This is a genomic window from Herbaspirillum sp. GW103 (genome assembly GCF_000261365.1).
Lineage (GTDB): Bacteria > Pseudomonadota > Gammaproteobacteria > Burkholderiales > Burkholderiaceae_D > Herbaspirillum.
Genome location: NZ_AJVC01000006.1, coordinates 428,599 through 452,911, shown reverse-complemented (window position 1 = coordinate 452,911; position 24,313 = coordinate 428,599). Strand labels below are relative to the sequence as shown.

24 protein-coding genes and 1 pseudogene are annotated in these 24,313 nt (G+C 64.2%); 13 read left to right on the top strand and 12 right to left on the bottom strand.

The genetic code is table 11. The features are described 5' to 3' along the window. Positions 1 to 6 precede the first annotated feature (6 nt). Complete coding sequence (locus GWL_RS20555; protein ID WP_008334050.1) at positions 7 to 2,013, bottom strand: OPT family oligopeptide transporter; 2,007 nt, start codon at positions 2,011 to 2,013, stop codon at positions 7 to 9. 142 nt (positions 2,014 to 2,155) lie between these two features. On the opposite strand from GWL_RS20555, the gene GWL_RS20550 reads away from it, so the two are divergent. The 9 genes from GWL_RS20550 to GWL_RS20510 all read left to right on the top strand — a co-directional run bounded on the left by GWL_RS20550 (position 2,156) and on the right by GWL_RS20510 (position 11,002). Beyond that, positions 2,156 to 2,683, top strand: coding sequence for a hypothetical protein (locus tag GWL_RS20550; protein WP_008334048.1), 528 nt, complete (start codon positions 2,156 to 2,158; stop codon positions 2,681 to 2,683). Positions 2,684 to 2,856: 173 nt separating this feature from the next. After that, on the top strand, positions 2,857 to 3,201 hold the full coding sequence (locus GWL_RS20545; RefSeq protein WP_008334039.1) for a DUF1840 domain-containing protein: 345 nt from the start codon (positions 2,857 to 2,859) through the stop codon (positions 3,199 to 3,201). Positions 3,202 to 3,475: 274 nt separating this feature from the next. Then, positions 3,476 to 4,795: a 16S rRNA (cytosine(967)-C(5))-methyltransferase RsmB gene (gene rsmB, locus GWL_RS20540; protein WP_008334038.1), complete on the top strand. Its 1,320-nt coding sequence runs from the start codon at positions 3,476 to 3,478 to the stop codon at positions 4,793 to 4,795. After that, positions 4,792 to 5,409 (top strand): DUF4390 domain-containing protein, encoded by a 618-nt coding sequence (locus tag GWL_RS20535; RefSeq protein WP_008334037.1) that lies wholly within the window; start codon positions 4,792 to 4,794, stop codon positions 5,407 to 5,409. Before rsmB ends, GWL_RS20535 begins: the two co-directional genes overlap by 4 nt. After that, complete coding sequence (locus GWL_RS20530) at positions 5,406 to 7,685, top strand: ATP-binding protein (protein WP_008334036.1); 2,280 nt, start codon at positions 5,406 to 5,408, stop codon at positions 7,683 to 7,685. The genes GWL_RS20535 and GWL_RS20530 overlap by 4 nt, the downstream gene beginning before the upstream one ends. Positions 7,686 to 7,852: 167 nt before the next feature. Continuing rightward, on the top strand, positions 7,853 to 8,602 hold the full coding sequence (locus tag GWL_RS20525) for a response regulator (protein WP_008334035.1): 750 nt from the start codon (positions 7,853 to 7,855) through the stop codon (positions 8,600 to 8,602). Positions 8,603 to 9,083: 481 nt separating this feature from the next. Beyond that, positions 9,084 to 9,341: a DUF3567 domain-containing protein gene (locus tag GWL_RS20520; protein WP_008334032.1), complete on the top strand. Its 258-nt coding sequence runs from the start codon at positions 9,084 to 9,086 to the stop codon at positions 9,339 to 9,341. A 135-nt stretch (positions 9,342 to 9,476) separates the two neighbouring features. Then, positions 9,477 to 10,160 carry a tRNA (guanosine(46)-N(7))-methyltransferase TrmB gene (locus tag GWL_RS20515; RefSeq protein WP_008334030.1) on the top strand — a complete coding sequence of 228 codons (684 nt, stop codon included), beginning with the start codon at positions 9,477 to 9,479 and terminating at the stop codon, positions 10,158 to 10,160. Further along, on the top strand, positions 10,157 to 11,002 hold the full coding sequence (locus GWL_RS20510) for a DMT family transporter (RefSeq protein WP_008334028.1): 846 nt from the start codon (positions 10,157 to 10,159) through the stop codon (positions 11,000 to 11,002). The genes GWL_RS20515 and GWL_RS20510 overlap by 4 nt, the downstream gene beginning before the upstream one ends. A 50-nt stretch (positions 11,003 to 11,052) precedes the next feature. Here GWL_RS20510 and GWL_RS20505 read toward each other — a convergent pair whose 3' ends face one another. From GWL_RS20505 to GWL_RS20480, 6 genes are all read right to left on the bottom strand, one after another. Further along, the gene (locus GWL_RS20505) at positions 11,053 to 11,775 is read right to left on the bottom strand and encodes an amino acid ABC transporter ATP-binding protein (RefSeq protein ID WP_008334027.1); all 723 of its coding nucleotides are present in this window, start codon (positions 11,773 to 11,775) and stop codon (positions 11,053 to 11,055) included. A gap of 5 nt (positions 11,776 to 11,780) precedes the next feature. Further along, the gene (locus GWL_RS20500) at positions 11,781 to 12,533 is read right to left on the bottom strand and encodes an amino acid ABC transporter permease (RefSeq protein ID WP_008334024.1); all 753 of its coding nucleotides are present in this window, start codon (positions 12,531 to 12,533) and stop codon (positions 11,781 to 11,783) included. 140 nt (positions 12,534 to 12,673) lie between these two features. After that, complete coding sequence (locus GWL_RS20495) at positions 12,674 to 13,453, bottom strand: basic amino acid ABC transporter substrate-binding protein (protein ID WP_008334022.1); 780 nt, start codon at positions 13,451 to 13,453, stop codon at positions 12,674 to 12,676. 172 nt (positions 13,454 to 13,625) lie between these two features. Next, complete coding sequence (gene rocF, locus GWL_RS20490) at positions 13,626 to 14,564, bottom strand: arginase (protein WP_008334017.1); 939 nt, start codon at positions 14,562 to 14,564, stop codon at positions 13,626 to 13,628. A 180-nt stretch (positions 14,565 to 14,744) separates the two neighbouring features. After that, the gene (locus tag GWL_RS20485) at positions 14,745 to 16,646 is read right to left on the bottom strand and encodes a potassium transporter Kup (protein ID WP_034351537.1); all 1,902 of its coding nucleotides are present in this window, start codon (positions 16,644 to 16,646) and stop codon (positions 14,745 to 14,747) included. A gap of 487 nt (positions 16,647 to 17,133) precedes the next feature. After that, entirely contained in the window at positions 17,134 to 17,706 is a 573-nt protein-coding gene (locus GWL_RS20480; RefSeq protein ID WP_008334014.1) for a methylated-DNA--[protein]-cysteine S-methyltransferase, read from the bottom strand. Between the two features lie 79 nt (positions 17,707 to 17,785). Between GWL_RS20480 and GWL_RS23975 the strand changes: the two are divergent. Beyond that, a pseudogene (locus tag GWL_RS23975) lies at positions 17,786 to 17,929 on the top strand (VapC toxin family PIN domain ribonuclease); the annotation flags it as partial. Positions 17,930 to 17,990: 61 nt separating this feature from the next. Here the strand turns inward: GWL_RS23975 and GWL_RS20475 are convergent. Then, positions 17,991 to 18,347, bottom strand: coding sequence for a hypothetical protein (locus tag GWL_RS20475; protein WP_008334013.1), 357 nt, complete (start codon positions 18,345 to 18,347; stop codon positions 17,991 to 17,993). A 362-nt stretch (positions 18,348 to 18,709) separates the two neighbouring features. On the opposite strand from GWL_RS20475, the gene GWL_RS20470 reads away from it, so the two are divergent. Then, the gene (locus GWL_RS20470; protein ID WP_034351535.1) at positions 18,710 to 19,915 is read left to right on the top strand and encodes a threonine ammonia-lyase; all 1,206 of its coding nucleotides are present in this window, start codon (positions 18,710 to 18,712) and stop codon (positions 19,913 to 19,915) included. A gap of 25 nt (positions 19,916 to 19,940) precedes the next feature. Here GWL_RS20470 and GWL_RS20465 read toward each other — a convergent pair whose 3' ends face one another. Genes GWL_RS20465 through GWL_RS20455 form a run of 3 tightly spaced genes read right to left on the bottom strand, consistent with a single transcriptional unit; the run spans position 19,941 to position 22,305 of the window. Continuing rightward, positions 19,941 to 20,228, bottom strand: a complete 288-nt coding sequence (locus GWL_RS20465; RefSeq protein WP_008334008.1) for a DUF6587 family protein — start codon at positions 20,226 to 20,228, stop codon at positions 19,941 to 19,943. Continuing rightward, positions 20,225 to 22,063, bottom strand: coding sequence for a ferrous iron transporter B (locus GWL_RS20460; RefSeq protein WP_008334006.1), 1,839 nt, complete (start codon positions 22,061 to 22,063; stop codon positions 20,225 to 20,227). The genes GWL_RS20465 and GWL_RS20460 overlap by 4 nt, the downstream gene beginning before the upstream one ends. Beyond that, positions 22,060 to 22,305 (bottom strand): FeoA family protein, encoded by a 246-nt coding sequence (locus GWL_RS20455; protein ID WP_008334004.1) that lies wholly within the window; start codon positions 22,303 to 22,305, stop codon positions 22,060 to 22,062. The genes GWL_RS20460 and GWL_RS20455 overlap by 4 nt, the downstream gene beginning before the upstream one ends. A gap of 183 nt (positions 22,306 to 22,488) precedes the next feature. Between GWL_RS20455 and GWL_RS23540 the strand changes: the two genes are divergently transcribed. After that, positions 22,489 to 22,764, top strand: a complete 276-nt coding sequence (locus GWL_RS23540; protein WP_157174297.1) for a hypothetical protein — start codon at positions 22,489 to 22,491, stop codon at positions 22,762 to 22,764. Between the two features lie 32 nt (positions 22,765 to 22,796). Further along, positions 22,797 to 23,261 (top strand): hypothetical protein, encoded by a 465-nt coding sequence (locus tag GWL_RS20450; RefSeq protein WP_008334002.1) that lies wholly within the window; start codon positions 22,797 to 22,799, stop codon positions 23,259 to 23,261. Between the two features lie 21 nt (positions 23,262 to 23,282). Here GWL_RS20450 and GWL_RS20445 read toward each other — a convergent pair whose 3' ends face one another. Then, positions 23,283 to 24,182 (bottom strand): LysR family transcriptional regulator, encoded by a 900-nt coding sequence (locus GWL_RS20445; RefSeq protein ID WP_008334000.1) that lies wholly within the window; start codon positions 24,180 to 24,182, stop codon positions 23,283 to 23,285. Positions 24,183 to 24,313: the final 131 nt, after the last annotated feature.

Sequence of the window (24,313 nt, the reverse complement as noted above, 5' to 3'; positions counted from 1 at the left end):
CTGTGCTCAGCGCGCCGGCAGGATGCGCCGCGCAAAGGCGATCAGTACCAGCGCCAGCGCGACCAGTCCAAGCCACTGTGCGGTCGACTCAAACGCCCCCGACACCACGGCCAGCGGTGCATCCTTGCCGGTAAAGCCGATGATGGCGGCCAGCAGCACGCCGACCAGACTCTCCCCGACGATCAGGCCGGATGCCACCAGAATGCCACGCTGACGCGGCTGGTCCGCATAGGCCTGCGGATCCGCACCAGCGGCCAGCGCACGACGCCGCAATGCGCGCTCGATCAGCCAGCCCAGCAAGGCCCCCAGGAACAGGGCGCTACTGACCATCGGCGGCAGATAGATGCCGATGCCTACCGCCAGCACCGGAAGGCGCGCCACACCGCCACGACGGGCCAGCAGCCAGTCGATGACGATGAGCACGATGCCCAGCGCCACCCCCACGCCCAGCATGGTCCAGTTCAGCTCACGGGTGAAGATGCCGGTCGCGATGGCCGTCATCAGCGTGGCTTGTGGCGCCGCCAGGGCCTGCGCCGCATCCATGCCGGCGCGCGGCAGGGCACCGGTGAAGCCGTAGGCGTTGTAGAGCAGATTGAGCACCGGAGGAATGATCAGCGCACCCACCACGCAACCGACCAGCAGCGCCACCTGCTGGCGCCAGGGCGTGGCGCCGACCAGCTGGCCGGTCTTCAGGTCTTGCAGGTTGTCATTGGCAATGGCGGCCACCGCGATGATGGCGGCGGTCACGAACAGCGCCACCGCGATGGCCAGCTTGCTGCCGTCGGGGGTGGCCAGCAGCGGATCGACCGCGCCCGAGACCAGCAGCAGCACCGACACCAGAATCACCGCCACGATGCCGATACCGGAAATCGGGCTGGAGGAGGAACCGATGAGCCCGGCCATGTAGCCGCAGGCCGCCGCCACCAGGAAGCCGAACACGAAGGCAAACACCACCGCATAGACGATCAGCCCGATGAACAGCGCCGGCGACACCGGCGCCTCCGACAGGAAGGAGGCAAACACCACCGCCAGCAGCGCAATCATGGCCAGGCTGATGGCGATGATCCAGCGCGGCGACATGTCCTGATCGGTGCGCTCGGTGCTGCCCTGCTGGCGCCGCGCGAGCGTCGACAGCGAGGCCTTGACGCCTTCGAGCATGGGTTTGAAGAGCGTGGCCAGGGTCCAGACCGCCGCCACGCCGATCATGCCGGCACCGATGAAGCGCACCTGGCTTTTCCACAGCCCATTGGCGAAGTCCGACATGGCCACGTCAGCCGCATGCGGGGTCACCGCCGTGAGATAAGGCACGGCCACGCCCCAGGCAATCACCAGCCCGATCAGGATGGCGATGCCGGAGACGATGCCGATCATGTAGCCCGCGCCCACCAGCGCCAGCGAAAATCCCATGGTCAGACGCACCACCGAGGCCCCGGCGGTGAACCAGAGGCTGATGCTTTCGGCAAACAGCTTCAGTCCGCTGGCAATCACGCTGAAGGCTGCTGCCAGGGTGCCGCCGAAGAGGATGTCGCGCAGGCCGCGCCGGGTTTGCTCGCCACCGTCGGCGTCGGCACTGCCCACGCGCAGGATTTCAGCGGCCGCCACCCCTTCCGGATAGGGCAGCGCGCTTTGCACCACCATCACCCGGCGCAGCGGAATGGAAAACATCACGCCCAGCATGCCGCCGGCGGCGCAGATGCCCAGCGTCTGCAGGAAGGGGAAGCCCTGCCAGTGGCCCATCATCACCAGGCCCGGCAAGATGAAGATGATGGAAGACAAGGTGCCGGCCGCAGACGCCTGGGTCTGGACCATGTTGTTTTCCAGGATGTTGGCATTGGAGAACAGGCGCAGCACCGCCATCGAAATCACCGCAGCGGGAATGGCCGAGGAAAAGGTCAGGCCGACCTTGAGGCCAAGGTAGACGTTGGAGGCGGTAAACACCACCGTGATGAGCGCGCCCAGCAACATGCCGCGCAGGGTCAGTTCCGGCAGGCCGGTTTGGGTATGTTGATTCATATCGGTCGAGGGGGTCCGTTTCGATGCGTTCTTATACCGCAAGAATTGCGCGCAGACCATCGGACAAACGCGTTATTTGCTTCATATTGGCTTGCAAGCGCCTTTGTTATGATGCCTCTCTCGCCGTTTTCGGACCGTTGCCATGCGCCCTCTTCGTCCTGCCCTGCTGTTGCTGTCGCTGGCCTGCCTGTGCCTGGCGGCCTGTTCGCCGCGCTACAACTGGCGCGAAGCCAGCGACAACGGTGCGCATTTCGTGGTGCTGCTGCCAGCCAAGCCGGCCAGCGTGACGCGCCCGGTGGACCTGGATGGTCCCAAGGTCGACATGAGCATGACCGCCGCCGAGGTCGACGGCCTCACCTTCGCCGTGGGTACGGCCGAGCTGCCCGATGCGGCAGCGGCCGACCGGGCGCTGGACGCGATGCGCACCGCCCTGCTCAACAACATCGGCGGCCAGCCGCAAGGCTCGCCGCGCTGGCCCGGCAAAACCACGGGCCTGACGCGCACGCTCGATCTGGATGCGCACGGCGCGGCCCGGGGCCGCCCCCTGCGGCTGGTGGCCCGCCTGGCGGTACGGGAACGCCGGGTGTACCAGATTCTCATCGTAGGGGAAGAAAAAGCCTTCACCGAGGAAAATATTGAAACCTTTTTCAGCTCTTTCAAACCAAGCTGAGCGGGGCCGAGCCGGATGACAAGATTCCGGCTAGCAGAGTATTCTTGTGTTGCCTGTCACTCCAAACGGGCATTCCCGCAGAAATGCGGATGCAGTCTGCAGCGCATTTCCAGCGCGTGCGCGTTGACGCACGCGCCCCAAAAAACGTTTTCAATCAAAGACCCTGAGGAAATATGCTGATCACATTCAAATCAAAAGCGGCTGCCGATGTGGTGATGTACGAGTCGCACGCCAAACCCATCCTGGACCTGCTGCACAAGGACCTCGCCCGTGGCGTGATCACTGCCGCCGAGGCCGGTGACGCCGTCGCCGTGCTGGAACAGCAGATCAACGCCAGCAAGTCGCACGAAGCGGCCGAGGCACTGGCGCGTGACGTCAACGCCCACCACAACGCCGACGTCGACGACCACAACCACGAAAAGATCGAACCGGTCAGCTTCTCGGCCCGCGCCTATCCGCTGCTGGACATGCTGCGCGAAGCCAAGAAGGGCAATTACGACATCCTCTGGGGCGTCTGATGGCCGGGCAAGACCGGGGCCGCGATGGCGCCGGCTGCTTGCGGACCTGATGCACCCTGGCCGAACGGCTGCCGCGATCATCCACCGCGGCAGCCGTTTGTCGTTTCCGGGCACCCAGCGACTGCCCTGTTGCGGCCAGGACCACCGCACGAAAACGCATGACGCAGGTGTGGTCAGCATGGGCCGCTGGTACACTGGCGGCCCGCGCCCTTCGCACCGGTCATTGCCGTGCTGCAACACGGGCGCTGTCGTATCTTCCTGAGCCAGCCAAGACGTGATCCAGATTTCTCTCCTCTCCCCCGGCGCCAAGGCCGATTCCCTGGCCTACCAGCTGGCCTATGCCGCCCAGGCAGTGGCCGCCGTGGGCGCCGGCCATGCGCTGCCGCAGGCGCTGGCGCAGATCTTCGCCCGCAGCGATGCGCCGCCCCCGGCACGCGGTGCCATCCAGGACCTGAGCTACCGCGCCATGCGCCAGCTCGGCCTGAGCGACAGCCTGCTGGGCCTGCTGGCCAACAAGCCACCGCAACCGGAAGTGCTGCACGGCCTCTTGGTGACGGCACTGGCCTTGCTGGTCAATGAAGAAGAAGCCGGCTACGACAGCTTCACCGTGGTCGACCAGGCAGTGCAGGCGGCCGCCATCAGCCAGGACATGAGTTTCGCCAAGGGAGTGGTCAACGCCATCCTGCGCCGCTTCCTGCGCGAACGTGCGACGCTCATGCCGCAGGCCGGCAAGACCCCGCCCGCTACCTGGAACTACCCGACCTGGTGGATCGACCGTCTCAAGGCCGCCTATCCCGAGCAGTGGCAGGCCATCCTCCACGCCGGCAACCAGCCACCGCCGCTGACGCTGCGCGTGAACCGTCGCCGTGCCAGCGTCGAGCAGTACCTGGCCACGCTGCAGCAGGCCGGTATCGGCGCGCGTGCCATCGGTCCCTGCGCAGTGCGGCTGGACAAGCCGATGCCGGTGCAGCAGATCCCCGGCTTTGCCGAGGGTGTGGTGTCGGTACAGGATGCGGCCGCCCAACTGGCCGCCCCGCTGCTGGACGTGGCCGACGGCATGCGGGTGCTCGATGCCTGCGCCGCACCCGGCGGCAAGACCGGCCATCTGCTGGAACTGGCCGACCTCGACCTGCAGGCACTGGATCACGACCCGCGCCGCCTGCAGCGCATCGCCGAGAACCTCGACCGGCTGCAGCTCAAGGCCAGGCTGCTCACGGGTGACGCCCGCGACGACAGCTGGTGGGATGGCCAGGGCTACGACCGCATCCTGGCCGACGTACCTTGCACTGCCTCGGGCATCGTGCGGCGCCACCCGGATATCCGCTGGCTGCGTCGCAAGACCGACACCGTGCAGCTTGCAACACTTTCTGCGCAAATTTTGGACAAGCTTTGGCAGATGCTGCGACCGGATGGTAAATTGCTGCTCGTAACCTGCTCGCTGTGGCCCCAGGAATCGGAGCAGCAAGCGATCGCCTTCGCGCAGAAAAACCATGCCATCCGGCTGCCCGCTCCAGGCCAACTGTTGCCGACGGCCCGTGCCGATGCCGATCACGATGGCCTGTTCTATGCGCTGTTCCAAAAACCTGGTGCATGAATTTGACGCAATCGGCCCCCTTCCCGACTCCCGCGCCCGCCCGCCAGCCCTCCCGGCTGCTGCGCGCGGTGCTGCAATGGCTGCTGGCGCTGCTGCTGGCCTGTTCCACCCTGGCCGTGCAGGCCGCCGAAATCACCATCAACCAGGCCAGCATCGAAGCCAGTGACGAAGGCTACCGCCTCTCGGTTTCCTATGACTTCGACCTCAATCGCGGCCTGGAAGATGCGCTCTCGCGCGGTGTGCCCCTGTACTTCACCACCGAGGTCCAGCTGACCCGGCGGCGCTGGTACTGGTTCGACGAAACCAGCGTCTCGCTCACGCGCACCCTGCGTCTGTCCTACAACGTGCTGACCCGGCAATACCACACCGCCATCAGCGGCCAGCTGCAGCAGAGCTTCACCAACCTCGAGGACGCGCTGACCCTGATCCGCCGCCCGCCGCGCTGGATCGTCGCCGACAACAACACCCTCAAGTCCGGCGAGACCTACCAGGTCGGCCTGCGCATGCGCCTGGACGTGGCGCAGCTGCCCAAGCCCTTCCAGGTCAATGCGCTCAACAACAGTGACTGGCGCCTGTCCTCGGACTGGATCGAATTCAACTACAAACCCGAATGAGCCGCACCTTACGCTATCTGCTGGTGGTCGGCGGGGGCGTCATCAGCGTCCTGCTGTTCCTGCTGGCCTCGGCCTCCGAAAATTCCGCCCTCTTCGAGCAGCACTACCCGTGGCTGCTGTTCTTGAACGGTCTGGCCGCCATTTCGCTGCTGGGACTGGTGCTGCTGCTGCTGGGGCGGCTCTACAAACGCTACCGGCGCGGCAAGTTCGGCTCCAAGCTGCTGGCGCGACTGGTGCTGATGTTTGCGCTGGTGGGCATCGTGCCGGGGGCGGTGATCTACCTGATGTCGGTGCAGTTCGTGTCGCGCTCCATCGAATCCTGGTTCGACGTGCGCATGGAGGCGGCGCTCGAATCGGGCCTCAACCTGGGCCGCAATGCCCTGGATTCCTCGCTCTCGGACCTGGTTTCGCGGGCGCGTGGCATGGCCCAGGAACTCTCCGACATGAGCGACTCGGAGCAGGTGACCTACCTCTCCCGCCAGCGCGACCAGAACATGGAAATCACCATCGTCAACGGCAATGGCCAGGTGATGAGTACGGTGGGCGGCTCCATCGGTTCACTCACGCCCGTGCTGCCCAGCAGCCAGGCGATGCGCCAGGCGCGGGTCTCGCGCGCCTTCTCGGCGGTGGAAAGCGATGATACCCGCCCGTCCAATGGCGAGTCCGACGCCGACGGCAACCTGCGGCTGCACGTGGTGGTGCTGGTACCGGCCCCCAGTCGCGGCATGTCCCTGCAGAACGAAACGCGCTACCTGCAGATCCTCCAGCCGGTGCCCGACTACCTCGCCAGCAATGCCGAAACACTGCGACTGGCCTACAACGAATACCAGCAGCGTTCAGTCTCGCGCTCGGGCCTGCGCAAGATCTACCTGGTCACCCTCACCCTGACCCTGCTGCTGGCCATCTTCGCCGCCATCGCCAGTGCCTTCCTGATCGCCAGCGACCTGGCCAAGCCGCTGCTGCTGCTGGCCGAAGGCACCAAGGCGGTGGCCGAGGGCAATCTCTCACCCCGCCCCATCGTGAGCACCTCCGATGAACTGGGCACGCTCACCCAATCCTTCAACACCATGACGCGCCAGCTGCTGGAAGCGCGCACCTCGGTGGAAAGGAACCGGGCCGAGCTGGAGAACGCCAAGGCCTACCTGGAGTCGGTGCTGGCCAACATGTCGGCCGGGGTGATGGTGCTGGATGGCCAGTTCAACATCGTCAGCGCCAACGATTCGGTGCGCCGCATTTTGGGCCACGATTTCTCGGCCAATATCGGCACCCCCCTGCAGACCATCGACAGCCAGGCCCCATTTGCCCAGGCCATCATCCGCGCCTTCTCCGAACAACTGGCCCAGCACAGCAGCGATGGTGCCGACGGCCTGCACTGGCAGCGCCAGTTCGAGCTCTCGCGCCAGCCCGGCGCACTGCGCGATGCCAACGAGGAACCAGGCGGCAAGCCCGACCACGACAAGCTGACCCTGCTGGCACGCGGCTCGCACCTGCCGGTGGAAAACGGCGTCGGTTACGTGGTGGTGTTCGATGACATCAGCAACGTCATCTCGGCCCAGCGTTCGATTGCCTGGGGCGAGGTGGCGCGCCGCCTGGCGCACGAGATCAAGAACCCGCTGACCCCCATCCAGCTCTCGGCCGAACGCCTGCAGCACCGCCTGGCCGACAAGCTCATGCCAGCCGACGCCGCCATCCTCGACAAGGGCACCACCACCATCGTCAACCAGGTCACGGCCATGAAACGCATGGTCGACGACTTCCGCGACTACGCCAGGACCCCGCCAGCCAAGCCGGTGGCACTGGATCTGAATGCCCTGATCGAGGAAATCCTCAACCTCTACCTGGCCGGCGATGGCCGCGACGTGATCCACGCGCGCCTGGCCCCGGAGATGAGCAAGGTCATGGGCGATGCGACCCAGATGCGCCAGGTCATCCATAATCTGCTGCAGAATGCCCAGGATGCCGTGACCGATGACGGCCAGAGCGCACCGCGCATCGACGTGCTGACCGAGCAGATCGACATTGCCGGCACCGACGGCCAGCGCCGGCCAGCGGTGCGTCTGTCGATCATGGATAACGGCCCCGGCTTCTCGCCCACCATCCTGGCGCGCGCCTTTGAACCCTATGTCACCTCCAAGGCCAGAGGCACCGGTCTGGGGCTGGCGATGGTCAAGAAAATCGTCGAGGAACATGGTGGTCGCATCGATATCCAGAATCGGACCGATGGCCGGGGCGCAAAAATTGTAATTTTGCTGGTAAAGTTAGCACCTATTGATTAAGAGACAGTTTTCTCCGGAAACCGTCCCCAGGATCAAGATTCGACAGCAAGGCGCCGGGAGGGACCCGGCAGTTCATCAAGGCATGCTCGCCAACGCCGCATTGAGCGCGCCGGCCCGGAACAAGATCGAACACTTGGACAATGAACTAGCAGCGAGGAAAGCAGCACATGGCTAACATCCTGGTCGTCGATGACGAAATGGGTATCCGCGAATTGCTCTCAGAAATTCTGGGCGATGAGGGGCATGTCGTGACCACTGCGGAAAACGCGCAGCAGGCACGCGAGCTTCGCCAGGCCGGTGTCCCCGACCTCGTGCTGCTCGACATCTGGATGCCCGACACCGACGGCGTCACGCTCCTGAAGGAGTGGCAACGCGATGGCCTGTTGACCATGCCGGTCATCATGATGTCCGGTCACGCCACCATCGACACCGCCGTCGAAGCCACCCGCATCGGCGCGCTCAACTTCCTGGAAAAGCCGATCGCCCTGCAAAAGCTGCTCAAGGCCGTGCAGCAGGGCCTCTCGCACAGCCGTGAAGCGGTGCGCCCGGCCAGCTATCGTCCGGCCCCGGTGGCCGCCGTGGTCAATGGCGCCGCCGACAGCCTGCATGCGCCCGAACACGCGGCCCCGGTGACCACCTATGCGCCCACGCTGGGCGGCGAACCACTGCATCATGGCACGCCGGCTACGGCCCCCTTCGGTCAGGTGGCTGACAATGCCGCCAACATCTCTTTCGACCTGCCGCTGCGCGAAGCGCGGGACGCCTTCGAGCGCGCCTATTTCGAATACCACCTGGTGCGCGAAAACGGCAGCATGACCCGCGTGGCCGAACGCACCGGCCTGGAACGCACCCACCTCTACCGCAAGCTCAAGCAACTGGGCGTGGAACCAGGCAAGCTGGCGCGCAAGAATCACTGAGCCATCGACAAGCCACATGGCCCAAGGGACAAGCACCACGGGACCGCAGCGCGGTCCCGTTTCTTTTGGTAGCCTGAGCATGTGCGTGGGCAACGCCGTCACGGGACTGTGGCGGCGTCAGAATTTTCCTGATGTTCTTTTGCGTCCGACAGCGGCATGCTGAAGGTGTCGTCTGGCTTGCCAGTGCGCAACCCGGCCCGGGGCGGCATGATGAACTTCCGGGCAGGCTTGTCATCTATCTTCAGCAGGTGACAGTGCTTCATGACGGTTTTGGATCATCAGGCAAGAAGGCAGCCATCAAAGTTTTTGGGCAAAGCTGCCGTCAACAGACTCAGGAGCGCAAGCGACGCGGCGTTCCCCGAGGGAGCTGTATCGAAGTAGCAGAAATGCACACGAGGCGCGGCCCAGGTGAAGGGTCTTGAAATTTACGGTGAAGGCGCCACTTCCTTTTCGAAGCAGTATTCCAGCATAAGGAGTCACTATGAACCTGATCTACAACAGTGAGCAGTACAGCGTCGTCGAATTCGGTGCCGATACCGACCACGAAGCCCTGCGCTTCGGCGGCTACGAGATCATGGACAAGTCCGGCCAGCGCGAGATCTACATCGATGGCCCGGCGGCCGAACTGTTCCGCAAGGATGTCCAGGAACTGATTGCCTCCGAGCCGTCCATGGAAGACATCGACAACTTCCTGAGCCGTTATGACGTGATGATGCGTCATCCCATGACCTTGCACTGATCCGGTCGGGTTTTCCCGCTTCACAGGCAACAACGCCGCGCCCACCGCGCGGCGTTTTTTTTTGGTCAGCTTGTCATCAGCGACGGGGTGGCGGTGTCCATTAAAATGGTGTTTTGCCGCCTACCGCACCTTGTCGTGAATTCATCCCCCATCCGCAGCGCCCAGACCGGCGTGCACGAGCAACTGGCCACCCTGGTGGCGCGCCACGCCGATCCGGCCCACCCCTTCCGCAAACCCGTCACCGACTACAACCTGCGCGCCTTTGATGCCAGCCTGGCCGCTTGGCGTGCGGCGGGCGAGGCGCCGCTGATCCTCGATACCGGCTGTGGAGTGGGCTTGTCGACGCTGCACCTGGCCATGCGCCATCCGGACCATTTCGTCATCGGCATCGATCAGTCGGCCGACCGCCTGGCGCGCAATACCCACTGGGATGGTCCGCAGCCGACCAACCTCTGCTTCGTACGCGCCGATCTGGTCGATTACTGGCGCCTGGCGCATCAGGCCGGTCTGCGTCCGGCGCAGCACTATCTGCTCTACCCCAATCCCTGGCCCAAGATCGGCCACCTGGCCCGGCGCTGGCAGGGTCATCCGGTGTTTCCCTTCATCGTGGCGCTGGGCGGACGGCTGGAATGCCGCAGCAACTGGCAAATCTATGTCGAAGAATTCACATCGGCCCTGAACCACCTGACTGGCGGCACTTTCCAGACCGAAGCCTGGCGCCCTGAGCAACCCATCACGCCCTTCGAGCGCAAGTACCTGGCCTCAGGTCATGCACTGTGGCGTTGCGTGGCCGATCTGGATGCCGGATTGGCCGCATGAACCTGGCCGTCATCGCCCTGGTCCTGGCGGCTGCCCTGCTGCACGCCTCCTGGAACGCCCTGCTCAAAAGCAGCCACGACCGCCTGGCCTCGCTCTCGCTCATGACGCTGGGCGCCGGTCTGGGTGCGGTGCCGCTGGTGCTGTGGCGTCCTCTGCCACAGGCCGACAGCTGGTTCTACATCATTCTCTCGGGCCTGCTGCACACCGGCTACAACCTGTTTCTGATCCGTGCCTACCGCATCGGCGACTTCGGCCAGTCCTATCCGATTGCACGCGGTTCCTCGCCCTTGCTGGTGGCGCTGGGCGCAGCCCTGTTCGCGGGCGAGCAGCTGGGGCTCTACACGGTCATCGGCATTGCGCTGGTCTCGGTGGGCATCGTCAGCCTGGCCAACCTGCGCGCCATGCGCCAGCGCGAACACCTGTCCGCCCCGCTGGCGGCGCTGGCCACCGGGGCCTTCATCGCGGCCTATACCATCACCGATGGCATTGGCGCGCGGCTGGCGGGCGATGCCATCGCCTATGCAGGCTGGCTGTTCGTGGCCGACAGCATCCCGCTGGCGCTGCTCTACCAGTACAAGCATGGCCGCTCGCCGGTGGTACTGTCGCACAAGGACACCTGGATCGGACTGGCAGGTGGCGTGATGTCGCTGCTGGCCTATGGCATCGTGATCTGGGCCGTGACACTGGCGCCCATGGGCATGGTCTCGGCACTGCGCGAGACCTCGGTGCTGTTTGCGCTCCTGATCGGGACGCTCTTCATGGGAGAAAGACTGACGCTGCGGCGCGTGCTGTCCTGTCTGGTGATTGCGGCGGGCGCCATCGTGCTGGGCGCGCATCACTGAAATCAAAAACGCCGGGATCCGTCCCGGCGTTTTCACTTTTTCACTGAGGCTTACAGCACCTTGCGCAAGAAATCGCGCGTACGTTCATGAATCGGTTCACCCAGCACCTGCTGCGGCGGCCCCTCTTCCATGATGACGCCCTGGTCGATGAAGAAGACCCGGTCCGACACTTCGCGGGCAAAGCCCATCTCGTGGGTAACCACGACCATGGTCATGCCTTCCTCGGCCAGCTGCTTCATGACGCTCAGCACCTCGCCCACCAGTTCGGGGTCCAGGGCGGAGGTCGGTTCATCGAACAGCATCACCTTGGGTTCCATCGCCAGCGCGCGGGCAATGGCCACACGCTGCTGCTGGCCGCCGGAGAGCTGGTTGGGGAAGGCATCGATCTTCTCCAGCAGGCCCACCTTCTGCAACAGCTTCTCGGCCACCAGCACGGCTTCGCGGCGGGAGAGCTTCTTGACCTGCATGGGTGCCATGATCAGGTTCTCCAGCACCGTCATGTGCGGAAACAGGTTGAAGCGCTGGAACACCATGCCCAGTTCGGCGCGCAAGGCATTGAGGTTGACCTTGGGATCATTGAGCTTGACGCCTTCGATGAAGATGTCGCCATCACTGACTTCCTCCAGGCCGTTGAGGCAGCGCAGGAAGGTGCTCTTGCCCGAGCCCGACGGCCCGATCACGCACACCACCTCGCGCGCGCGGATCTCGCAGTCGATGCCGCGCAGGATGTGCGCCTGACCGAAACTCTTTTGCAGTTGGTTGACCTTGATCATCGTGCTCATCGTGCATCTCCCTTGCCGTAACGCGCTTCCAGATGGCGCACCAGCGCCGACAGCGCCAGCGTGATGACCCAGTAGATCACCGAAATGGTCAGGTACGGCTCCCAGTAGCGCGCATAGGCGCCCGAGACCGTCCGTGCAGCATAGGCCAGTTCGGCCAGACCGATGGCCGAGGCCAGCGAGGAATCCTTGACGATGGCAATCGCATTGTTGCCCAGCGGCGGCAGCATGCGGCGGAAGGCCTGCGGCAGCACCACGCGGCGCAGCGTGCCGAGGTAGCTCATGCCCAGGGAGCGCGAGGCTTCGCTCTGGCCACGGTCGATCGACTGGATGCCGGCGCGGAAGATCTCCGACACATAGGCGCCCGAATTGAGCGTGATGGCCAGCACCGCCGAGGTGAAGGCGCCATAGTGCGAGCGGATCTCGCGCGCCAGGTCACCCGAGAGGATCAGGCCGCCACTGGGGTTGATCAGCATCGGCATGAGCGCGAAGTGAATCAGCAGGATCTGCACGAACAGCGGGGTGCCGCGCAGGAAGCTGACATAGAAGCGAATCGGCCACTGCACGCAGTAGCGCAGGAAATATTTCCAGAAACCATGGCGCGCCTCGGCCAGGCGGCCCACGCCCAGCACCAGGCCCCAGCAGGTGCCGGCGATGACGCAGATGATCGCGGCCTTCAAGGTCATCCAGGTGCCTTCGACGAACAGCGGCGCGTATTCGCCGATGATTTCCCATTGGAAGAAGGAGTGCATGATGAATCCGTTCAAACGGAGATGTTGAGAAAAGCGGAAAAAATGAAACCGGCAGGACAGGCAGCACACCCCGCACCATGGGGCGGGGCGGCGCTCTCGGAGGGGCGCCCGGCCAGGGCAAGCCGGTACGCCGGGGGAGCTTACTTCAGCGGCAGGGTCGGCACGTCGCCGTCGAACCAGGTCTTGTAGATCTTGGCATAGGTGCCATCGGCAACGATCTGCTTCAAGCCGGCGTTGATCTTCTCCAGCAGTTCGGTGTTGCCCTTCTTGACGGCGATGCCGAAGTACTGGCGCACGAACTTGGTGTCACCGACCACCTTGAACTTCTTCTCGGGGTGGCTCTTGATGTAGAACTTGATCACGCCCACGTCGCCCACGGCAGCATCGACACCGCCGCGATAGAGTTCTTCGAGCATCAGCACGGTATTGTCGAAGCGGTGGATGGCGGTGCTGGACTTGCCCAGTTCGTCGGAAACCACGATGTCACCGGCGGTGGAATTGACCACGGCCACCTGGGTCTTCTTCAGGTCGGCCAGCGAGCCGATCTTGGCATCGGCATTGGTGATGATGACCTGCTCGGCCGGGAAGTAGGGCAGCGAGAAGTCCACGATCTGGGCGCGCTTGTCGGTGATGGTAATGCCCGAGATGATGATGTCGCGGTCGCCCTGGCCGAGGGTGGCGAAGATGCCTTCCCAGGGTGTGCTGACCAGCTGGATCTTGAAGTTGGACGCCTTGGAGATGGCCTTGATCAGGTCGATGTCGAAACCGACCAGTTCCTTCTTCGGGGTTTCGAACTCGAAGGGACGGTAGGTGCCGCCGGCGCCGACCACATAGGTCTGGTCAGCGGCCAGGGTGGTGCCGGCAGCGCAGGAGAGGGCCAGCGCACTGGCGGCCAGGGTGAACAATTTCTTGAGGGACATGATGACTTCTTTCTGACGGAGGAATGAACCGGGAGAGCAAGATGCGTGCGCAGCTCGCTGCCGCCCCGGTGTGCGGGCGCTTCCCGGCGCGCGGGAATGCGGGCAGCACGCCCTGGTTCCCGCCCGCCGGCGGCTACAAAACCCTGAATGATCGGGCATTGCCGGCTTTCCTTCAACCTCCAATTGCAGGCAATGAGAGGTCTTGTCGAATCAGGGTGGATTTCCCGAAAAGGCTTTCGACCAGATCCACCACCACCTCGGCGGTCTGGTTGCGCACGTCGCAGGCCGGGTTCAGTTCCATCACGTCCAGCGAGGCCAGACGACCGGTGTCGGCGATCATCTCCATGCAAAGCTGCGCCTCGCGATAAGTCGGCCCGCCCAGCACGGCCGTGCCCACACCGGGCGCCAGAGCGGCGTCGAGGAAATCGACATCGAAACTGACATGCAGGTGGGTATCGGGCCCGATGTCGGCCAGCGCCGCCTGCATGGTGGCGCGCATGCCGTACTCGTCGATGTGGCGCATGTCGAAGACGCGCACGCCCAGCTCGCGCAGATGACGCTTTTCTTCGCGGTCCACGCTGCGAATGCCGATCTGGCTGATCTGCTGCGGCTGCAAGGCCGGGGTCTGGCCGCCCAGGCCGGTCAGCGCCGCCGGCCCCACGCCCAGCAGGCAGGCCACCGGCATGCCGTGGATATTGCCGGTCGGGGTGGAGTCGCTGGTATTGGCATCGGCATGGGCATCGAGCCACAACACCCGCAGGGACTTGCCGTGCCTGCGGCAGTGCTGCGCCACGGCGGCAATGGAGCCCACCGCCAGGGCATGGTCACCGCCCATGAGCAAGGGCACTTCGGCTTGCGCCAGGCTGGCCGATACCGCCTCGAAGACCGTCTGGTTCCACTGCACCACCTGCTCCAGATGGCGCAGCCCCTGCACCGGCGGCTGCTGCGGATTGGCCGGGCCGCCCAGGTCGCCGCCATCGATGACCTCCAGCCCGTGCTGCTGCAGACCGCGCTGCAATTCGGCCACGCGCAGCGCGGCCGGTCCCATCGAGGCGCCGCGACGGCTGGCGCCCACATCGGTGGGGGCGCCCATCATCCTGATCTTGTTCATGTGCCTGCTGCTCCTTGCCTAAAGCTGATGGTGAACGATACTGCACCGATACTGCCATGGTGCGGCCCTGGCACTTCGATACTACCCGGCCATATGAATTCCTGAGACATTTTCCGCGACCAAGAAAAATGCCGTTCAGCACCACACTGAACGGCATCCTTTGAGCAAACCCGCACCTGCTCAGATCTCGACCTTGGTCCCCAGCTCCACCACCCGGTTGGCCGGGATGTGGAAGAAGTCCGACGGTTTGGCGCCGTTCTGGTACATCCAGGCAAACAGACGCTCGCGCCACAGTGACATGCCCAGGAGCTTGCTGGGCACCACCGTGTCGCGCGCCAGGAAGAAGGAGGTGTCCATGAGGTCGAAGTGGTGGCCGAACTGCTGTTCGGTCAGCGTCATGACCTTCTGCACTTCGGGCGCTTCCTTGAAACCGAAGGCCGCGCGCAGCAGGTAGACCTCGCCGCCCAGCTCCTTCATGGTCAGACGCTCGCTGTCGGCCACGAAGGGCACATCCCAGATGCTGATCTTCAGGAAGAACACCCGCTCATGCAGGATGCGGTTGTGCTTCAGGTTGTGCAGCAGCGCCACCGGCACGGTGGCGATATTGCCGGTCATGAAGACGGCGGTGCCGCCCACCCGATGCGGCGGATGCGCCAGCAGACCTTCGATGAAGGGCTCCAGCGGAATGCCGTCATCCTTGATGCGCATGCGCAGCAACATGCGGCCCGAGTACCAGGTCATCAACAGGAAGAAGGCCGCGCCGCCGATGACCAGCGGGAACCAGCCCCCCTCGGTGAGCTTGAGCAGGTTGGCCGAGAAGAAGGCCAGATCCACCACCAGCAGGCCGCCGACGGCCAGCACCACGGCCGGAGTACGCCACTTCCAGATATGACGCATCACCACGCCCAGCAGCATGGTAGTGATCACCATGGTGGTGGTCACGGCCACGCCATAGGCAGCGGCCAGGTTGTCGGATTTCTTGAAGGCCAGCACCACGGCTACCACGACCACCAGCAACATCCAGTTGATGAGCGGGATGTAGATCTGGCCCTGCTCGTCCTCGGAGGTGTGCAGGATGCGCATGCGCGGCACGAAGCCCAGCAGGATGGCCTGGCTGGTCAGCGAGAACGCACCCGAAATCACCGCCTGCGAGGCAATCACCGTGGCACAGGTGGCCAGCAGCACCATGGGCAGCACCAGCGGATCGGGGATCATCAGGTAGAAGGGATTGGCCAGCGCCTTGGGATTGGCGATCAGGTTGGCGCCCTGGCCGAAGTAATTGATCAGCAGCGAAGGCATGACCGTAAACAGCCACGCATAGCGGATCGGCTTGATGCCGAAGTGGCCCATGTCGGCATACAGCGCCTCGGCCCCGGTCAGCACCAGCACCACCGACCCCAGCACGATGAAGGCCTGCAGCGAGTGCTCGGCCATGAAGTGCACGGCGTAATACGGGTTGATCGCCACCAGCACCTGGGGTGCCTTGATGATGTTGTACAGGCCCAGCAAGGCCAGCGAGAAGAACCACAGGAACATCACCGGCCCGAAGAAGCGGCCCACCACGCTGGTGCCATGCCGCTGGATCAGGAACAGGACCACCACGATGAGCAGCGTCAACGGAATGACCGCATGGGCAGTCTGCGGCGCGGCGATCTCCAGCCCTTCCACCGCCGACAGCACCGAGATGGCCGGCGTGATCACCACGTCGCCGTAGAACATGCAGGCGCCGAAGACGCCCAGCATCATCAGCAGCTTGGCGCGCGGCGAACCCGATATGGCCGAGCGCAGCGACAAGGCCATCAACGCCAGCACGCCGCCTTCGCCGTTGTTGTCGGCGCGCAGCACGAACATCACGTACTTGATGGTCACCACGATGGAGATGGACCAGAACAGCATCGAGATGATGCCCAGCACCGCGCCGTGTGAAAAGGCGATGCCGTGGTCGGGGCTGAAACATTCCTTGAGTGCATACAGCGGGCTGGTACCGATATCGCCGAACACCACGCCCAGCGCTGCCAGGGTAATCATGTGGAATTTGGACGACCGGAGGGAAAGGCCTGGATTGGTGTGAGATGAACTCATCTTGCTCCCTTTGCTTCTTCAAATAGAGTGCCGGCGGACAGGGATCCTGGGGAGGATGCCACCCTCGGCGCGGAGGGCTGACCACTGTCCGGGCAGGACGCGTACTTTAGCGCACTCTGCCCGTGGTGGGCTCAAAATGCCGTCGGCTTCACCCTGACGTTGCGTGCAAGCCTCTCGGAAAGCCCGAGAAACTTGACAGGAGCGCATGGACGCGGTTGCTGAACTGCACTGCCGCAAAAACCTTCATATCGCCGCAAACCGGCACGGGACAAGGGTTTCCGATGCTGGCTCCGGTCCCTGCTGACTCGGTGGGCAGCGGGGGATTGTTTTTCATCCCCGCTCTATATACCCCAGGAGAATAAAGAACCATCATTTCCAAGCATGATGGTTCTAAGCGCGAAGCCCATGTCGACATGGAGAGGAAGCAGGCGCAGGCGGCCAGGCAACAATAATTTATATGATTTATATCGTTTATATCATTTGTACTTTACAGCAGCGACAGCTGATTGGGATCTTCCCGCCTACGTGACTGGGCTTTGCGACGCGGATCGATGACCTGGCCGATGTCGCGGCCTTCGGTGGAGATGCCCTCGATGGCCAGCAGCAGTTTCTTGACGTGCAATCCACCGGCAAAGCCGGTCAGTTCGCCACCGGCGCCGATGACGCGATGACAGGGCGCGATGATGGAAATGGGATTGCGACCATTGGCCGCGCCCACGGCGCGCACCGCCTTTTCGTTGCCGAGCTGGCGCGCGATATCGAGATAGGTGCGGGTCTGTCCATAAGGAATGTCGAGCAGGGCCGACCACACCTGGCGCTGGAACTCGGTGCCTTCGAAATGCAGCGGGATATCGAAGCTGTCGCGTTCACCGGCAAAGTATTGGCGCAGCTGATGTTCGGTCTCGATCAAGACCGCGCGGTCTTCATCCTCCACCATCTCGCCCAGGCGCACTCGCAGGGCGTCGTCGTCTTCCCACAGGATGGCCGCCAGATGATCGCCCCGGGCCACCAGCTTGAGCAGACCGGCCGGCGAGGCCATCAACTTGTACGCGTATTCCATTGGCATCTCTCTTGTTGCATTGAGAGGGCTGATTCTACTGTGCAAGAAGGCAAGATGGTCAAGGGAATCCACACACACAGTGCAAATCCGGCAGCAACGTCGTATCCGCTTGCCCGATGCCATCATCTGGGCGTCGGCACAGGAATACTCCTTGCTGTTGGTATCCCGCAATACCAAAGATTTTCCGGCGAACGAGCCTGGTGTGCGCGTTCCCTACAAAATCCAGGCGAAAAAACAGGGCGCCACTTTTCAGCAGCGCCCTGCGCGTGATGTCCCGATCCGCATCAAATCGTCAATACCGAATACCCACTCTCGTTGAGCGCGTCATACACCCGCGTGCACACGCGGCAAAACAGGTGGCTGCGTTTTACATGGTGATGCCGCAGCACCAGTTGCAGCGCCACCCCATCGCAATGCGGGCAAGCCTCGCGCATGGGGCCGACCGGGGTGACGTCGGCCGTCAGGTAACCATGGGGGGTCATGACGCCGTCGATCACTTCACGCGGGTCCAGCTCGACCAGTTTCAACAGCAGCGGGGTGGTGCGCTGCTGGTAGAGCATCCGTTCGCGCGGCGGGACAAGAGGACTGAAGGGCAGGGGCGGGGACGATCGGGCATCCGGGTGCCGGGTGGCCATGCTCATGGGTATCTCCTTGGTGAGAACTGCTGAGACTGTTCGGATCTGCGTAGAAGGGAAGGCCGCACACGGCACTTCCGGGTGCCGCAACCGGGCTGGCGGGCGTCTGCTCGAAGAAGCAGCTGGCGGCGCGACGAGTCTTTACTCTAGTCGCCGCAGCGGCGGACTTCAATGACCACTTGCAAAGAAATTTTGCTTTGTTCGGACGGTAATTTTCCGGGGGCCGGCGATCAATGACTGCGCAAAAATCGGCCGCTTCTTTTTTCGAATCTGCAAGCGGCGGGGCCTTCGGCTTTGATTTACCGCCATCCTTGCGCCATCCCTGATCGAACTGCTACAAACCCGTGCATTGGCTCTACAATCTCAACATGACAACGCTCAACGACATCGAAGCCGCCGCGCGCCGGCTGCAAGGCCAGATCCTGGAAACACCCTGCGTGGAATCGCGCACGCTGTCCCAGATCGTCGGCGCCCAGGTCTTCCTCAAATTCGAGAACCTGCAATTCACCGCCTCCTTCAAGGAACGCGGCGCCTGCAACAAGATGGTGGACGTTGCCGCCAGCCAAGGCGGGGCGCGCGGGGTGGTGGCCATGTCAGCCGGCAACCATGCGCAGGGCGTGGCCTATCACGCCCAACGGCTGGGCTTGCCGGCCACCATTGTCATGCCACGCTTCACGCCGGGCGTGAAGATAGAACGTACGCGCGGCTTCGGCGCCAACGTGGTACTGCATGGCGATACTCTCGAAGCGGCCCGCACCCATGCCTACGAACTGGCCGAGAAGGAAGGGCTGACCTTCGTCCATCCCTATGACGACGAGGCCATCATCGCCGGCCAGGGCACGGTGGCGCTGGAGATGATGAAGGCGGTACCGGACCTGGATTGCCTGGTGGTCTCCATCGGCGGTGGCGGCCTGCTGGCCGGCATGGCCGTGGCCGCGCGGGCGATCAGGCCGGACATCGAGATCGTGGGCGTGCAGACGCGGCGCTTCCCGACCATGGTCAACGCGGTCAAGGGCACCGAGCACCCGGTGGGCGCCAGCACCATTGCCGAGGGTATCGCGGTAGGAACGCCCGGTACGCTCACCCGCGCCATCATCGCGCGTGAAGCCGATGAGCTGCTGCTGGTCGACGAGGGCGATATCGAACAAGCCGTGCTGATGCTGCTGGAGATTGAAAAGACGCTGGTAGAAGGGGCGGGCGCCGCCGGCCTGGCCGCACTGGTGCGCTATCCGGACCGCTTCCGCGGCAAGCGGGTAGGGCTGGTGCTGTCGGGCGGCAACATCGACCCGCTGTTGCTGACGGCCATCATCGAACGCGGCATGGTGCGCGCCGGACGCCTGGCGCGGGTAAAGGTCAGCTCACGGGATGTGCCCGGTACGCTGGCCCGCATCACCGGCATCGTGGCCGAGGCTGGTGCCAACATCGATGAAGTGCACCACCAGCGCGCCTTCACCCTGTTGGCGGCGCAGAACGTGGATATCGAACTGGTCTTGCAGACTCGCGGCCGACCGCATCTGGCTCAGGTGCTGCAAGCCTTGCGCGCCGCCGGTTTCGAGGCCGAAGAATTGCACTGAGCAGGACCATCGCCGCCATGCGACGTCAGCGGCGGCGATGAAACTGGATTTTCTGTTCCAGCGGTGGCAGCGCCTCGCTGCTGTCGCCACAGCCGTCACAGGCGCCTCCGCCACAGCCGCCCGCCTTGGCCGGCGGCAACCAGCGCCGGCCCAGCGCCTGCCACATGCCCGACCGACGTCGCAACAGCCAGCTGGCCAGGCGCGCCTGCCAGCGCCAGCTCACCGAGGGCGCCAGCTTGCGCAGCATGTAGAGGGCGCTGGCCGTCACCAGCGCGGCAATGACCGCATATTGCCACCACAGGGTGTGATTCACGCCAGCCACCTCGTCACGTTGTAGGTCAGGAAAGAGGCCGCATAGGCCAGCACGAACATGTAGCCGAAGGACAGCGCCACCAGACGCCAGGACTGCGTCTCGCGGCGGATGATGGCCAGGGTCGACATGCACTGCGGCGCGAAGGCGAACCACACCATCAGCGACAGGGCACTGGCCAGCGAGATATGCGCAGCCAGCGCGCTCTGCAGGGCCGCACCTTCCTCGCCGCCGACCGCATAGACGGTGGCCAGCGTGGCCACGGCAGTCTCACGGGCGGCAAAGGCCGGAATCAGCGACAGGCTGATCTGCCAGTTGAAGCCCAGCGGAGCGAAGATCGCTTGCAGGCTGTGACCGATATAACCGGCAAGGGAATAATCGATGGCCGCGCGGGTCGCGCCCTCGGGTGCCGAGGGGAAGGTACAGATGGCCCACATCAGCACGGTCAGTGCCAGCATCACGCCGGTGAGGCGCTTGAGGAAGATGGCGCCGCGCTCCCACAGCCCCAGCGCGATGTCACGGGCGTTGGGCAGGCGATAGGAGGGCAGCTCCATCAACAGCGCGCGCTCCTGGCGCGAGCGGCCGATGCGCTTGGCCACCCAGGCCACCAGCATGGCGGCCGCAATCCCCGCCACATACAGGCAGAACAGCGCCAGCCCCTGCAGGTTGAAGATGCCCAGCACCGGGCGATGCGGAATGAAAGCGCCGATCAGCAGGGCATACACCGGCAGGCGCGCAGAACAGGTCATCAGCGGGGCGACCAGGATGGTGGCAAGCCGGTCACGCGGATCGGTGATGCTGCGCGCGCCCATGATGCCGGGAATGGCACAGGCGAAGCTGGAGAGCAGGGGAATGAAGGAACGTCCCGACAGCCCCACCGAGACCATCAGCTTGTCCAGCACGAAGGCCGCCCGTGGCAGGTAGCCCGATTCCTCCAGCAGCAGGATGAAGAAGAACAGCACCAGGATCTGCGGCAGGAAGCCCAGCACCGTGCCCAGCCCGGCCAGCAGGCCATCGGTCACCAGACCGCGCAGGGGGCCCTCCGGCAGCCATGCACCGACCATCTCACCCAGCGTGCCGAAGCCGTCGGCGATGGCGTCGGTCATGGGCTTGCCGATGGCATAGACCGCCTGGAACACCAGGAACATGGTCAGCGCCAGCAACAACACGCCAAAGACCGGATGCAGCGCGATGCGATCGATCGCGTCATCACGGCGGTCGGTCGGGGCCGGCATCACCACGGTATCGGCCAGCAGGGCGCGTACTTCGACGTGCAGGTCATCGGGTTGCTGCGTGGTCGGGGAGGGGACCGGCGCCCGCGCATCGATGGCCGCGACCAGCGCGCGGGTACCGCCGCGCTGCACGGCGATGGTCTCGATGACCGGCATGCCCAGTCGCTGCGACAGCGCGCCCACGTCGATGCGCATGCCACGCCGCGCGGCAGCGTCCATCATGTTCAGCGCCAGCACCATGGGCCGCCCCAGGCGTCGCACTTCCAGCACGAAGCGCAGGTGCAGGCGCAGGTTGGTGGCATCGGCCACACAGACGATCAGGTCAGGCACCGCCTCACCGGGGTAGCGACCGGCCAGCACGGCCTGCGTCACGCGTTCGTCGGGGCTGACCGATTGCAGGCTGTAGGCGCCCGGCAGGTCGACCACCCGCACTTGCCGTCCGGATGGCGCCGTGAAGACCCCGGATTTGCGCTCCACCGTCACGCCGGCATAGTTGGCCACCTTCTGGCGCGCGCCGGTCAGCTGGTTGAAGAGGGCGGTCTTGCCGCAATTGGGATTGCCGACCAGGGCAATATTGAGTGCGCCGCCGCTCATGCCGCCGCTCATGCCGCCGCTCCCGTGGCCAGCGTGACGCGTTCGGCTTCAGCACGGCGCAGGGCGAAGCGCGTCGAACCGATCTGGACCACGATGGGGTCGCCTCCAAAGGGCGCGCTGGCCACCACCCGCACCGGTTCACCGCGCACGAAGCCGAGATCGCGCAGGCGCGCGGCCACCGCATCGGCGGCATGCTGGTCAGTCACCTGGTCGACGACGGCGCCGACCCCCTTGGCAAGTTCAGTAAGACGCATGATTTTTCTTCTGATCGGATTTCAGGAACGATTCTCATTATATTGCCTGAACCTGATGAACGGCTGACGGCCCCTGACCCGCCAACGCCCTGCAAGCCCCGCCCCAAGGGCCTGCGACCTTGCTGCGACGATATGCCGCAGCCCATGCAGTGCAATTCTCACCGGGGTGTTAAATGACAGACAATGAAAAAACGCAACTCTGTGATTTTCTATTATCATCTGAACAATCATTACGGCGCTGCTGTTGCTTCTTCGCCGAGTCCCTCTGAAATTTCCATGCGTAAATTTTTGCAGCGCACTATACTTTCATGTGTTTCCACAGAGAAACGCCATACCGGCTGCGCAGGCCGGATGAACGGGAGCCGGCGGGGCCGCGCGGGGGTGGTCATGCCGGGGCGATTGATTCAAGCAGCATGCACGGGACCGGGCCTGAGCGCCTGGCTGACGACAACACGATGATTCCACATCCAGCAGGGCCCGCCGGATCCGACATGCCACAGCCGATGCCGCTGCGGGCGTTGCTGGCCGAAATCAGCGCACTGACGCTGCACGTACAGCAACTGAGCCGCATGGCAGGGGAAGCCAGCGCGCTCATCGAGAACGGCCAGCGTCCCGCGCCCATCCCCCCGGAGAACCGTCACGTCACCGACCAGGACGCCGAGGCCGAACGGCAGGCGCAGTCGGCGGAACTGGAAGCGGCCATCCTGCGCATCTTCGATGAAACCTTCGGCCCGCGCACCGACACTCTGGAGCGCCAGATGAGCATGAGCCTCATCGGCGAGATCGGCCCGGCGGCCTTTGTGCAGAAGGTGCTGTGGGGTGAGGAGATCAGCGACATTGCGCTGACCATCGCCCTGGAGCGCATGCTGCCCGCGCTGGAACGGCTGGTGGAAGTCCATCCGCGCGCCTTCCTGCGACAGGCCAACTCGGTGCTGGGGCGCTTCAAGTCCAACTAGGGCCGTTCCTTTTCCTTCACTTCATTTGTCATGGGTTGCGCGCTTGAGCGAACGCTGCAAGTGCGCCGCAAAGCGTGAGGCGGCAATCGACTGGCGGTGATACGCCAGCGACAGTTGCGCGCGCGGTGCCGGCGCGCGGATATCGATGTAGCGCACCTGCGCCAGCTGCACCTGTTCAATGGCCTCGGGCACGATGGAAATGCCCAGTCCGGCGGCCACCAGATTGATGACCGAGGTCAGTTGCGGCGCCAGCTGGATCACCTGGGGATCAAATCCGGCGGCCTGACAGGCGCTGAAGATGTTGTCATAGAGCGCCGATCCCTTGCCACGCGGCACCATGATGAAGTTCTCCCCTGCCAGGTCCTGCAGATGCAGCGACTTGCGCCGCGCCAGCGGATGCGAGCGCGGCAACGCCACCTTCAGTTTTTCTGCCGGCAGCTCCACCACCCCCAGCTCGTCCGACGGTGCGGTGACGATGCGCACGAAGGCCGCATCCAGTTGGGAGGCGGCGATATCGGCCAGCAACTGTTCGGTGATGCCCTCGCTCAACGAGATCTCCAGCTTGCGGTGGCGCTCACGGAACTGCTGCAGCGCGTGCGAGACCACGGGATGAAACACCGCCGAGGAAGTGAAACCCATGCGCAGCAAACCCGCTTCACCGCTGGCCGCCTGCCGGGCCGCGCGCAGCGCCTGCTCGGCGTCGTCCATGGCCTTCTGGGCATGCGGCAGGAACACGCGGCCCACCTCGGAGAGCTCCACCCCATGTGAAGTGCGCAGAAAGAGGGCGCCCCCGATCTCGGCTTCCAGATCCTTGATCTGCATCGACAAGGGCGGCTGGCCGATGCCGACCTTCTCGGCAGCGCGGGTGAAACTGCGCTGTTCGGCCACGGCCAGGAAGTAGCGGAGGTGTCGGAGTTCCATGTCTGAGCCTTGTGATATCTGTTTGATAGATGGCTAGGGTAGATCCCATATATTGGACAATATAGCCGATTTATTCCAGACTGCATCACTCCACAACCCACCCCGTGCGCCGGCCCCACCTCCTGCGCGCG

What these genes read in the sequence shown, in the direction of transcription:
- GWL_RS20555 (WP_008334050.1), bottom strand. Translation starts at nt 2,013, where the DNA reads ATGAATCAACATACCCAAACCGGCCTGCCGGAACTGACCCTGCGCGGC.
- GWL_RS20550 (WP_008334048.1), top strand. Translation starts at nt 2,156, where the DNA reads ATGCGCCCTCTTCGTCCTGCCCTGCTGTTGCTGTCGCTGGCCTGCCTG.
- GWL_RS20545 (WP_008334039.1), top strand. Translation starts at nt 2,857, where the DNA reads ATGCTGATCACATTCAAATCAAAAGCGGCTGCCGATGTGGTGATGTAC.
- GWL_RS20535 (WP_008334037.1), top strand. Translation starts at nt 4,792, where the DNA reads ATGAATTTGACGCAATCGGCCCCCTTCCCGACTCCCGCGCCCGCCCGC.
- GWL_RS20530 (WP_008334036.1), top strand. Translation starts at nt 5,406, where the DNA reads ATGAGCCGCACCTTACGCTATCTGCTGGTGGTCGGCGGGGGCGTCATC.
- GWL_RS20525 (WP_008334035.1), top strand. Translation starts at nt 7,853, where the DNA reads ATGGCTAACATCCTGGTCGTCGATGACGAAATGGGTATCCGCGAATTG.
- GWL_RS20520 (WP_008334032.1), top strand. Translation starts at nt 9,084, where the DNA reads ATGAACCTGATCTACAACAGTGAGCAGTACAGCGTCGTCGAATTCGGT.
- GWL_RS20510 (WP_008334028.1), top strand. Translation starts at nt 10,157, where the DNA reads ATGAACCTGGCCGTCATCGCCCTGGTCCTGGCGGCTGCCCTGCTGCAC.
- GWL_RS20505 (WP_008334027.1), bottom strand. Translation starts at nt 11,775, where the DNA reads ATGATCAAGGTCAACCAACTGCAAAAGAGTTTCGGTCAGGCGCACATC.
- GWL_RS20500 (WP_008334024.1), bottom strand. Translation starts at nt 12,533, where the DNA reads ATGCACTCCTTCTTCCAATGGGAAATCATCGGCGAATACGCGCCGCTG.
- GWL_RS20495 (WP_008334022.1), bottom strand. Translation starts at nt 13,453, where the DNA reads ATGTCCCTCAAGAAATTGTTCACCCTGGCCGCCAGTGCGCTGGCCCTC.
- rocF (WP_008334017.1), bottom strand. Translation starts at nt 14,564, where the DNA reads ATGAACAAGATCAGGATGATGGGCGCCCCCACCGATGTGGGCGCCAGC.
- GWL_RS20485 (WP_034351537.1), bottom strand. Translation starts at nt 16,646, where the DNA reads ATGAGTTCATCTCACACCAATCCAGGCCTTTCCCTCCGGTCGTCCAAA.
- GWL_RS20480 (WP_008334014.1), bottom strand. Translation starts at nt 17,706, where the DNA reads ATGGAATACGCGTACAAGTTGATGGCCTCGCCGGCCGGTCTGCTCAAG.
- GWL_RS20475 (WP_008334013.1), bottom strand. Translation starts at nt 18,347, where the DNA reads ATGAGCATGGCCACCCGGCACCCGGATGCCCGATCGTCCCCGCCCCTG.
- GWL_RS20470 (WP_034351535.1), top strand. Translation starts at nt 18,710, where the DNA reads ATGACAACGCTCAACGACATCGAAGCCGCCGCGCGCCGGCTGCAAGGC.
- GWL_RS20460 (WP_008334006.1), bottom strand. Translation starts at nt 22,063, where the DNA reads ATGAGCGGCGGCATGAGCGGCGGCGCACTCAATATTGCCCTGGTCGGC.
- GWL_RS20455 (WP_008334004.1), bottom strand. Translation starts at nt 22,305, where the DNA reads ATGCGTCTTACTGAACTTGCCAAGGGGGTCGGCGCCGTCGTCGACCAG.
- GWL_RS23540 (WP_157174297.1), top strand. Translation starts at nt 22,489, where the DNA reads ATGAAAAAACGCAACTCTGTGATTTTCTATTATCATCTGAACAATCAT.
- GWL_RS20450 (WP_008334002.1), top strand. Translation starts at nt 22,797, where the DNA reads ATGCCACAGCCGATGCCGCTGCGGGCGTTGCTGGCCGAAATCAGCGCA.
- GWL_RS20445 (WP_008334000.1), bottom strand. Translation starts at nt 24,182, where the DNA reads ATGGAACTCCGACACCTCCGCTACTTCCTGGCCGTGGCCGAACAGCGC.